The sequence below is a fragment of the Bacillus pinisoli genome (genome assembly GCF_023036475.1).
In the GTDB taxonomy this organism is placed as follows: Bacteria; Bacillota; Bacilli; order Bacillales; family SA4; genus Bacillus_BS; species Bacillus_BS pinisoli.
In genome coordinates this window covers 57,161-68,690 of sequence record NZ_JAJQKI010000016.1, presented here as the reverse complement: position 1 = coordinate 68,690, position 11,530 = coordinate 57,161, and the positions used below count along the sequence as shown (strand labels likewise).

The following is an 11,530-nucleotide window of genomic DNA, read 5'->3' as shown; positions in this document are numbered from 1 at the left end:
TAAGGTTACAATGTTTGAATTGCTTTTATCAATCCTTCTACTTCTTCCTCTGTGTTATACGGGGCAATACCTGCTCTAACCCAGCTTCCACATTCTATAATCCCTAGTTTTTCTGCAAGTGTTGTAGCATAAAAGTGACCATCCGCTACAAATATCCCGTAATTGTCTGAAAGTATCTGGCAGACCTCAAGTGGTGTATAGCCCTTAACAGTAAAGGCAACAGTTGGTGTTTTAGGTACTAAAGCGCTAGCTTGATAAAGAGTAACCTTTTCATGTAATGAGAGTCCCTCTCGTAACTTCATCACAAGAAAAGTCTCATACTCCTCAATTCTCGCCATTCCTGAACGAAGTTGATCACTTCTACTTGTTCCTACTCCGAGGCTTGCAATAAATTCAATCGCCGGTTTAATGCCTGCAATTCCCTCATGATTCTGCGTTCCTGTCTCCAGCTTATCTGGAATATAGGTTGGGGCTGGCTTTAATTTAAATGGCTCAATGCTCTCGAACAACTTTTCTTTAATGGCAGCAATCCCTACATGTGGACCAAAAAACTTATAAGCTGAGCAAAGTAGGATATCAATGTCTAAGGCGTCCCTATCAATTGTGAGATGGGGCGTAGCATGGACCGCATCGACAGCAATAAGTGCTCCTACTTCCTTTGCTCGTTTTGAAATCTGTTGAATATCATTTATAGTCCCTACGGCATTTGATGCTAGACCAACTGCCACTAAACGAGTATTCTCATTGATTATCTCATTTAGATTAGACAGATTTAAAGTGAGAGTCTTGGTATTGACAGGAATCCATTTGACAACTATTCCACGGTCCTCTGCCATTGTAATCCAAGGGTCAACATTGGCTCGATGATCAATCTCCGTTACGACAATTTCATCACCAGATCCCCAATTTTTACCTAAAGCTCTCGCTATAGAAAGAGCAAGTGATGTCATATTCGCACCAAAAGCCACCTCGTTCTCCTTTACCCCTAAGAAATCAGCAACTGCTCGCTTAGCTTCTCCAATAATATCTTCCGTTTCACGACTTGTCGGAAATGCTCCGTGAAGATTGGCTCCACCGTTCATCATATAACTGGTGATGGAATCGATTGAAGACTTCACAACTTGAGTGCCTCCTGGTCCATCAAAATATGTAACGACCTTACCGTTGTAGGTCCGTTTTAGAGCCGGAAACTGATCCCGTACTTCCGTTATTGGAAAGGTATCTACACTTTGGTTCATTTTGTCTTCTCCTACCCTATTATTTAGTAGCTTCTAATGTATTTTTATTCATCGCTGCTGGGAAACCTGTTAGCATATAGGCCAAATGGACAACGCCCTCCTCAAAGTCGGCAAGTCGGACAGATTCATTCGGGGCATGTGCCTTAGATTCTATCCAGCCTACACCAGTACTTACGACAGGGACTTGAAGCTGATGACCGAACTCATACATGGGCCCAGTACCAGCTGAGTTAGGCGTAAGAACCGGATCCTTCTCGTAAACAGCACTAGCTGTTTCCAATACATGAGCAACAAAAGGATGATTATAATCTGAGCGATATGCCTTTTGTCCATTAATTAACACAACTTCAATATCATCAAACCCATGTGCTTTTAAATGAGTTTGGATGGTTGCCAGTATATGATTTGGATCTTGGCCAGGTACTAATCGACAATCCAATTTTACCTTTGCACTTTTAGGTAGAACGGTCTTAGCACCTTCACCGGTATATCCACTCTCAATCCCACAAATAGTCATTGTCGGCTGAAATACCATCGCTTCTCTTGGGTCCACCCCTTTAGCAGCCGTGATTAGTGGTCGCTTTAAGCCGTATAATTTCTCTACCGCTTCCTCATTAAATGGAAGATTAGATACCACTTCCTTTTCGAGCTCAGTTGGCTCTTCAATACCATCATAAAAACCTTTCACAAGTATTTCATTTTTCTCATTTCTCATTGTTGCCAAAGCCTGAACAAGTCGCCATGCAGCGTTATCTACATAAGCTCCAACCGATGAATGCATATCTATATCTGCACCTATACATGTAAGTTCCATATAAGCCATACCTTTAATTCCCGCTACCATGTTTACTCGTTCTTCTTCGTCCTTCCCACCAAACTCCCAGATGCAGGCATCTGCTTTAAACAGATCCTTGTATTCCTTTAAGTAAGGAGCGAGGTTGGGACTACCAATTTCCTCTTCGCCTTCCACCATAAACTTAATATTACATGGAAGACCACCATCTAACTGTTGAAGAACTTTAATCGCTGTAAGTCTGGCAATCAAATCTCCTTTATTATCTGCTACGCCTCTAGCAACCAACTTACCATCAACTACAGTCGGTTCAAACGGCTCACTATTCCATTCATTTAGTGGCTCTGGAGGTTGAACATCATAGTGATTATAGAAAAGTAACGTTTTATCAGAATCACCGTTAGGACCAGCCGGGAAAAATCCGTACACAACAGGATTACCACCTAAATCATCTAATACTTTTGATTCCCCTCCAGCATCTTCAAATAATTGAACAACAAATTCCACTGTTTCTGGAATTGCCTTATTCTGTGCCGAAATGGTTGGTAATCGCAAATAATCTTTAAGTGTTTCAATTGAACCTATAACTACATTGTTTGTAAGACTTCTAATAGATTGTACTAATTGTTCACTCATGCTCATCACTCCTTCTATGTTTGATATATAATTCGAGATACGAAAGAAAATTCCTTTTAACCACATTATTTTTTTCAGATAATTTCGAAAAAAATGTTTGTATGATAGTCTTATAGATTGAATATTATGGTAAAATTTCATTATTGAAACGGAGGTATACACGATGGAATCATTCGACTTTTTTTTACCAACAAAAATTAAAATAGGTAATGGGTTATTTTCTCAAACTAAACAGCTTATAAAGGAAACTGTTACTGGAAACAGACTATTCATTGTTACTGACCCAGGAATACAACAAATTGGTCTTGTTGACCAATTGCTTTCAATCCTATCCGAAGATTACCATATTGAGATATTTAACCAGGTAAAACCTAATCCAAAAGACGTAGATTGTATCAATGGTGGAGAGGCAGCAAGATTATTTCAAGCGGACATAATCCTTGCCATTGGTGGTGGGTCTGTTATTGATTCTGCAAAGGCCATTGCGATCTTACAAAAGCTAGGTGGAAAACCACAAGACTATGCAGGACGAGGTAATGTTCCTGAACATGTGACTCCGTTAGTTGTCATTCCGACCACTGCAGGAACTGGTGCGGAGGTAACGCGATCTTCTGTCATTACCGACACGGTTCAAAAAACAAAATTCACCATTAAAGATGTACATATTGCACCAAAACTCGCAATTGTTGATCCTGAGTTAACATACAAACTACCAAAGCATTTAACAGCCTCAACTGGAATGGATGCACTAGTACATGCTATAGAAGCGTATACATGTAAACTTTCCAATCCTATTGCAGACGGTCTAGCTCTACAAGCTATGAAGTATATATTTCCGTACTTAAGAACAGCGGTTCACGAAGGAACAAATAAAGAGGCAAGATACCATGTAATGGTAGGCTCTACCATAGCAGGAATGGCGTTTTCTCATGCGGACGTGGCTGCAGTCCATTGTATGGCCGAGGCTATTGGAGGGTTATATGACACACCACATGGAGTGGCTAATTCGATGTTCCTTCCGTACATTGTTGAATATAATGCACAAGCAGATATATTAAAACATGCGAATATTGCTAGAACAATAGGTATAGCAACAAACCTTGATTCTGACAAAGTGGCTACTGAAAAACTAGTAAAAGAAATGAAAGAACTGGCTAAAGACTTAGACATTCCAGTGTTCTCAAGCCTGTCTGAGGTAAATGAAGAAGATTTTGATGCTCTCGCCGAATCATCTTTCCTCAATGGTTCTACACCAAGCAATGCTAGAGATATTACAAAAGAAGATTATCTGAATCTATTCAAAATAGCGTATCAAAACAAATAAAGCGGGATCACATCCCGCTTTTACACTTCCTACTTGATTATTAACCTTTTATCGTCGTTTCTTCTCTAAAGTACTCCTTATAAATGGGTTTATGAACCATGTAGGCTAAAGCGATGCCACAGCCTAATACAAGGATTGATGAACCAATAACGCTGTATCGTAAGGGTATGATTTCACCCGTAAAGCCAATTAGTAAGACAGAAACAATTTGAAGAACGCTTATCATGACACTATACACACTTGAAATTCTCCCCATCATATCAACTGGCACATTATTTTGATAAAAGGTCATAAAGCCTGTATTTGAAAAGGCATTAAAAAATCCTAAAAGGATAAATCCTATCGCTACCGACAGAAAAGAAAAAGAAAAGGCATAGATCATATATCCAACTGCAACAAAAAGAAAACCTGTACTGATTAATAGTTGTATAGACATTCGCTTAGCTAATATAGATACGACTGATGCACCGATTACAGAACCAATTCCTGTAATGCTAATAAGCAAACCAAAATCAGTCTCAGATAAACCTAGTACCTTTTGTGTAAAGACTACCTCTTGAGCATCCATGCCAAGCGTTATTACCATGAAAATTTGTGCAAGGAAGTATACGGAAATTACATACGTATTTTTCCTACTAAAAGAAAGAACATATCCCCAATCTAACACAATATCCTTAAAATTAAACTTATTCACCTGTGTAGCTTTTTCATCAATATTAGGAAGTAATAAGATGACTCCTGCAGACAAAACAAACGAAATAGCATTAATCCATATTGCAATATGGATAGACGTAGCTACTATTAGAAAGCCTGCTATTGCTGGACCTATTAGAAATGCACCTGACGTAAACACACTTCTAAACGAATTAAACTGTTTACGCTGTTCTTGAGGGATTAGGCTGGTCATATAAATCATGGATGTTGGCTCAAAAAATGCCCTCGCTACAGAAAGTAAAAACAAGCAAACATAAAGAAGCCATACGGATGAAATAAAGGGAATAAATGCAATGATTATCGCTCTTATTAAATCGGTAATAATCATTAATCTTCTTTTATTCATTCGGTCTATTAAGCTTCCTGACCAAAATTTTGTCACTATTGATGCAACCGGGCCCATTATCCATAAGCCTGCAACTGCCGCTGGAGAACCTGTTAATCTTAAGATTAAAATATTGATTGCCACTAAGTAGATAAAATCTCCCAAACTAGAAATTCCAACACCAGCAAGTAAAAGATTACTATTCTTATTTGAATTTAAATTAGCAGATGACACCATTTATCCACCCTCAAAAAGCGAGGATGCTCATGCATCCTCGCTCTATATTAAATATATTTCTTAATGAAGTTTACCATTAGACTATATACCTTTAATGCATTTTCTGTTTTGGAGAAGCCATGACCTTCGTCTTCTAGAATTAAGTATTCTACATCTTGGCCACGTTGCTTCATTGCTTCAACAATAACATCAGATTCAACTTTCACAACTCTTGGATCGTTTGCACCTTGAATTACAAGCATCGGCTTTGTCATCTGATCTATATAAGTCATTGGAGAATCCTCAATGAGCTTTTCACGATCCTCTACAGCATCCCCAATTAGTTCACGGTCTGCAGCCTTCCAGTGCTCAGGTGCCGTTTCAATCGTTGTGAATAAATTACTTGGACCAAATATATCAACAAATCCTTTAAACAGGTCTGCATGACGGCCATGTAAAAGTAAAGTCATATAGCCCCCATAGCTTCCACCTATACAGAACCACTTATCTTCACTTGATTTTCCTTGTTGATTAAGCCATTCCATCCCGGCAACAATATCTAATCGAGGACCGCCTCCCCAATCTTTGTTAACTAGTTTCATGAAACTCTCTCCGTATCCTGTGCTTCCTCTGAAGTTCGGAGAAAAGACGCGAAACCCTTGTGTAACTAAGTATTGGAAAAGTGGACTAAAGGTTTTTCTAACCGCCCATTGAGGACCGCCATGTGGCCATAAAATTGTATGACCATTATCAATTTCCTTTGGTGGCGCAAAATACAAAGACTCTATTTTCATACCGTCAAAACTAGGATATGTTAATACTTCTGGCTCTGCTAGTTCCTCTTGTTTCACACCTATAATTTGATGTTGTGTAAGTTGTTCCCATTCAGTCAAATCATGGCTTCGGAAAATATTTGCAGGCTTTGTTGTAGAACGTCCTAATGCAAAGAATGTTCCGTTTTCACCAATAACTAGCTTATCTACCATATCAAAAGGCTTTTCAATTAATCGTGGTTTCAATGTATTTAATTCTAATGAATACAGATGGTCTTCAACACCACGTTGTGCTATAAAATAAACCTTTTCTCTTGTTCGATCCAATGTTAGATTTGAAAGTTCATGACCTTCTATTTCGAATAGCTTTTTAAATGTTCGGGAACTAATATCAAAACTAGCTAGATAGGTAAACTCGCTTTCGTAATTAGTAAGAACAAGTAAATGATTGGCATCCACATACTCGACCTCTTTCACTCGATGAGGTTTTTCTTGAGATGGGGTAATGGCAATGGATTCACCATTCTGTAAAACATATCCGAACGAACTTGTGTTACCCACTTCTTTTGAAAAAGCAATTGAGGATTCATCTGGACTTACCGCATACAAGTAGCTTGGTCCACCTTCACCATTTACAAGGACTTCATTTTCGCCATTTACTAAATTTATTCGGCGTATGGATAAGAAGTTAGGATTCTCAACACTTGTCACGTAATAGAGTGTTTTTCCATCCTTAGAAAGATCACCGTAGTAAAACTTTTCACCCTCTGCTTTAAGTAAAGGAGCGGCTTCACCACCAGTAGGTTGTAATGCATAGATATGATAATTTTCATCACCATCGTAATCATAACCAGTTAAAATATGACCAATTTTCGTGTTGTACTTTACAAATGAATTCATTTGATTAGCAGTTGTTAACTGGAAAGGATATCTTTGTACTAGATTCATTGCCCAGATATTATAGTATCCATTCAAGTTTGTTGAATAAATAATTTCTTCTTCTGAGCTATGTACGTCAAAATCTACTATATTAACTGTTCGAAAGAAGCTTTCTATACCGGTTTTGGGAAATGTAATCATTCTGCAGTCTCCTTTAAGTTGCGTAATTGTATATATTTTACCAATATTACCCTATTTATTAAAGGGATTTATAAGAAATATTAGTTACGTGTAAAATAAAAGCCAGACTAAGTCTGACTTTTTTATTGTAAAAAGATACCGCCATATACCAATGCGCCTACAATGACATAAGCAGGATGAACCTTCCACTTCTCTAGTAAAAGAAATCCTACAACAACTAGAATAAGAGTTTGGATTAGCCCAGTATCTACATAAGACGTAGAGAAAAAGCTGTATGTCATAACCCCTAATAAGACAGCTATAGTTGGACGAACATAGTTTGTCATTCTTTTCACTTTTGGTGAATCTTTAAATTTGTACAAGAGACTAAGTAATACAATCATTAATATTAAAGAAGGTGCTACTGTTGCAAAAATCCCTACAATTGCACCTGGAATACCTGCTTGTTCATACCCAATATAGCCTGCCATCTTTGTAGCAATTGGGCCTGGGAGTGCATTTCCTAACGCAAGTACTTCACTAAACTCTGATACCGTCATCCACTCATAACGGTCCACTACCTCGTTTTCAACTAATGGGATTGAAGCTGGTCCTCCACCATACCCAACAATTCCTGGAATAAAGAAGGCTAAAAAAATATGCCAGTAAATCATAAGCCAACCCCTCTTTCTACAGGCTGTTCAACCTTTGTCGCTTTATCTTTCTTTAATAGAGCATAAGCTAGTAAACTACCAATTATGATAGCTGGATGTACATGTAGAAATTCGATTAAGATGATGCTTGCTACTATAATCATCAATGCATACATCCAACCTAATGTTTCTTTTGACTTCTTGAAGAAATCCCAAGTTAAGCTAGCTAGCATCACACCAACAATAGGTACCACTGCCTTAGACATTCCACTAACCCAAGGAAGATCCTTGTAGTTTGCTAAAACGGTTAAAAATACGATCATAAGTATAATAGTTGGTACGATCGTCGCCAAAACTGCATTTATCATACCGAGAACACCAGCTACACGGTAACCGATATAACCAGCCATTTTAGTTGCAATAGGTCCTGGTAATGTGTTACCCAAAGCTAATACATCAGCAAACTCATCATCATTCATCCATTTATATTTATCTACGACTTCTTTATGAACTAGTGGAATAGATGATGGGCCACCGCCATACCCTAACATTCCCACTCGAAAGAAAGCCAGAAACAGATGTACATGTTTCAAACGTATTCAACCCTTTCTTTATAAAGTAATACACTTCATTCTATATTCCATCATAACAAATGTTTAAAGTTTTTCATATGGAAAGTTCTTTGATGAATTAACTTTACAAACGGAGGTTGAATTCATAATTTTGTTTACATCAGATAAAGAATCCTACAGTACTCATAAACTTTTATTTGCTTCACTTAATTTGAATAAGTTAAGATAGTATAGGTATACGAAGAAATGTGGTGATGCTATGAAGATAGATGAAATTGACCGTAAAATCCTTCGATTATTGACTGAAAATGCAAGAATGTCCTATGTCGATATTGGGAAAGAGTTAAATCTCTCAAGAGTATCTATTAGAGAACGAGTTAATCAACTAATGGAAAATGGCATTATAGAAAAATTCTCAGTAGTCATTAATTCAGAAAAAGTAGGGAAAGGCGTTTCTGCTTTTTTTGAGGTAGATTGTGAGCCAGCCCACTTGGTAAAAGTTGCTCAAACACTCGTTGATAATCCAGCCGTTGCCAGTTGTTATCAAATGACAGGACCTAGTACCTTACATATGCATGTTTTAGTAGAGGATTTTTCAAAACTAGAACATTTTATTAATGAAGAATTATATAGTTTACAAGGCATCACTAGAGTAGAAAGCCATATTTTATTAAGGCGTTTTAAAAGTAGAATGGGATTGAAATTGTAAGAAGTGGTGACTACTGATCTATACAATTTAAAATAATGTCCAAAAAGCCATTCCCCTCTAACGGAGTATGGCTTTTTGTGATTGTAGCAGCATGTCAATATCATTAGTTATTCTTCAAGTTTAAACTTTTCAACTTCACGTTTAAGATCAGTAATTAATTCATTTAATTCATTTGCAGCACTCGACACTACTACGATTGCTCTTAATTGTTCATCTATACTAGAACTAATTTGTTCAGTTGAAGCAGCTGATTCTTCACTCACAGAAGCGATTCTTTCCACAGCATTAGAAACATCATCTTTTGAGTTGATGAGTAAGTCTATGTTTTCATTAACTTCAGAAATAATGGTGGCTATTCCTTTTACAGATATTTCAATCTGAGAAAAAGAATCTCCAGTTTCTGTAACCGCAAAAAGTTGTTCTTTGGCTAAATTCTTTGTTTTTTCCATCTCTTTATTAGCTATATTTGTAACTTCAATAATTCCTGATAATGTTTGTCGAACTTTTTCAGTTGCTTGAGAAGTACCTTCTGCTAGTTTTCTTACTTCGCTTGCTACAACAGCAAAACCTTTGCCGTGTTCACCTGCTCTTGCAGCTTCAATGGAAGCATTTAATGCTAATAGGTTAGTTTGTTCTGAGATTTGATTGATCGTCTCAATAATAGTACCGATTTCTTTAACCTTTTCAGAAAGCGATTCAATTACATTCTTGGTTTGAGTAACAGAGATCTCTGTTTCATTTGATTTTACTTTCAGAATCTCAACACTCGACATCCCAACGTTGTTAGAAGCTACAACTTGTTCTGATGCATGACTCATTTGCTGCGTTTTTTCAGAAAGCAATTTAATTTGATTCGCTAATTCTACAGTAGCATTAAATGTTCTCTCCGCATCACTTGCCTGCTGAACCGCCCCTTGAGAAATTTCTTGAATAGCCCTGCCAACTTCCTCACTGGAAGCAGTTGTTTCTTCCGCTACTGCGCTAAGATTCTGAGAAGTACTTGTCACACTTACAACTGACCTGTTCACTTTTCCAATTAAATCTTTTAAATTCTCAATCATGGAAGAAAAACCGTTGACCAACTCACCAATTTCATCGGAACGCCTTTGTTTTGTTACCTCAAGTGCTAGATTACCGTTTGCCACCTCTTGAACGTGTGAAGTCACAGCAACGATTGGTTTTGAAATTCTTCTAGCGAAAAAGTATGAAATGATAGCTCCAATTAAAAGTGATAAGATTAGAGTAATAGCTAACGCTTTCAAAACATTATTTGCGCCGGTATTAAAGTCCATCTCATAGGTACCAGCAGAAATGATCCATCCCCAATTTGGATCCACTTTGTTGAAGGTAATTTTCTTTTCAATTACGTTCTCATCGGTAGGTATTGCCCATTTGTATTCAACAAACCCGCCACCGGATTGGGCCACTTTAATTTGCTCTTGAACGAGTAGCTTTCCGTCTACATCTTTTGCTTCCCAAACATTTTTACCTTCTATTGTTGGATGCGCAACTTCTAAACCTTCTTCATCATAAACGACAAAGTATCCATTTGCTCCTAAATCTACCGGACTTGATATAGTTCGTTTTCCATCAGCATTCATTTCCCCAATTAGATAAACCTTTACTCTTTCTTGGGCTTCAGCAAGTGTTAAATCCCCCTGTTCGACCTGCTTATTAGTCGAATCAATCAATTGAATTGCCATTTCGACACCATTCTGTAAAGTCGTTTTACCTAGTTGATCCATCTGATCTTTTGCAATAAGATATGCTACTGTTCCAATGACTAGGTTGGGAATTATTAATACTAGTAACATCATACTTATTAGTTTGTGACCAATACGCAGCTTCATGATAGTAACCTACTTCCTATAGAATTTTCTCTCCTTAATAAATATCGACAGAATCTTCATATTCTTTAGAGGAAATTAGGTAAGTTAAGTTTTACATTAAATTATCCTAATAAATAAAAAGAAGACTGTCAGACAGCCTCCTTTTACCGGTAAAAAAGATCTAATCAATATTAAAACACCTAATCTATAGTACCTTCGTCATAAATACACTATTTGGGTCCTCAACGTAATCTCCAAAGGGACCACAGTATACAAACCCAAATCTTTCATAAAGTTTTTTAGCCGGTACGAAAGCTTCCATGGAACCAGTCTCCAGGCTTAATCTTTTATATCCGCGTCCTTTCGCCTGTTCTTCAATGTGTTGGAGGATTGCCTTAGCAACTCCTTTCCTCAGATGGTTAGGGGCAGTTTTCATAGATTTCAATTCTCCATGATGAGAATCAAGTTCTTTAAGTGCTCCACACCCTACTAATTCCTCACCTTCCCACGCACTCCAAAATGTTATTCCTGGCTTCTTTAGCCCACTTATATTTAAAGCATGTATACTTTCAGGTGGTGAATGCAATGTCATGCTATGAAGATGGTCCATAATTAATTGGGCTATTTCCGGACCAGTCAAATCATCTACTTTTATAATCATTTGCTTTGACTCCCCTCATCAAGATGGT

Annotated in this window: 10 protein-coding genes; 2 read left to right on the top strand and 8 right to left on the bottom strand. The window is 37.5% G+C overall.

Translation table 11 applies throughout. The annotated features are described in order from the left end of the window. Window positions 1-5 precede the first annotated feature (5 nt). A complete protein-coding gene (locus LT143_RS17680) occupies window positions 6-1,238 on the bottom strand; it encodes a cysteine desulfurase-like protein (RefSeq protein WP_246945284.1) in 1,233 nt (410 codons plus the stop codon). A 19-nt stretch (window positions 1,239-1,257) separates the two neighbouring features. Beyond that, entirely contained in the window at window positions 1,258-2,667 is a 1,410-nt protein-coding gene (locus LT143_RS17675) for a M20/M25/M40 family metallo-hydrolase (RefSeq protein WP_246945281.1), read from the bottom strand. A 163-nt stretch (window positions 2,668-2,830) separates the two neighbouring features. Between LT143_RS17675 and LT143_RS17670 the strand changes: the two genes are divergently transcribed. Beyond that, window positions 2,831-3,991, top strand: coding sequence for an iron-containing alcohol dehydrogenase (locus tag LT143_RS17670; protein WP_246945279.1), 1,161 nt, complete (start codon window positions 2,831-2,833; stop codon window positions 3,989-3,991). A 40-nt stretch (window positions 3,992-4,031) separates the two neighbouring features. Here LT143_RS17670 and LT143_RS17665 read toward each other — a convergent pair whose 3' ends face one another. From LT143_RS17665 to LT143_RS17650, 4 genes are all read right to left on the bottom strand, one after another. After that, entirely contained in the window at window positions 4,032-5,264 is a 1,233-nt protein-coding gene (locus LT143_RS17665) for an MFS transporter (RefSeq protein ID WP_246945276.1), read from the bottom strand. 50 nt (window positions 5,265-5,314) lie between these two features. Further along, on the bottom strand, window positions 5,315-7,099 hold the full coding sequence (locus LT143_RS17660) for a S9 family peptidase (protein ID WP_246945273.1): 1,785 nt from the start codon (window positions 7,097-7,099) through the stop codon (window positions 5,315-5,317). 122 nt (window positions 7,100-7,221) lie between these two features. Next, entirely contained in the window at window positions 7,222-7,752 is a 531-nt protein-coding gene (locus LT143_RS17655) for a chromate transporter (protein ID WP_246945270.1), read from the bottom strand. Continuing rightward, complete coding sequence (locus LT143_RS17650) at window positions 7,749-8,324, bottom strand: chromate transporter (RefSeq protein ID WP_246945268.1); 576 nt, start codon at window positions 8,322-8,324, stop codon at window positions 7,749-7,751. Before LT143_RS17650 ends, LT143_RS17655 begins: the two co-directional genes overlap by 4 nt. A gap of 238 nt (window positions 8,325-8,562) precedes the next feature. Between LT143_RS17650 and LT143_RS17645 the strand changes: the two genes are divergently transcribed. Beyond that, a complete protein-coding gene (locus LT143_RS17645; protein ID WP_246945265.1) occupies window positions 8,563-9,012 on the top strand; it encodes an Lrp/AsnC family transcriptional regulator in 450 nt (149 codons plus the stop codon). Window positions 9,013-9,119: 107 nt separating this feature from the next. Here LT143_RS17645 and LT143_RS17640 read toward each other — a convergent pair whose 3' ends face one another. Beyond that, on the bottom strand, window positions 9,120-10,757 hold the full coding sequence (locus tag LT143_RS17640) for a methyl-accepting chemotaxis protein (RefSeq protein ID WP_418909853.1): 1,638 nt from the start codon (window positions 10,755-10,757) through the stop codon (window positions 9,120-9,122). 289 nt (window positions 10,758-11,046) lie between these two features. After that, entirely contained in the window at window positions 11,047-11,502 is a 456-nt protein-coding gene (locus LT143_RS17635; RefSeq protein ID WP_246945259.1) for a GNAT family N-acetyltransferase, read from the bottom strand. Window positions 11,503-11,530 lie beyond the last annotated feature (28 nt).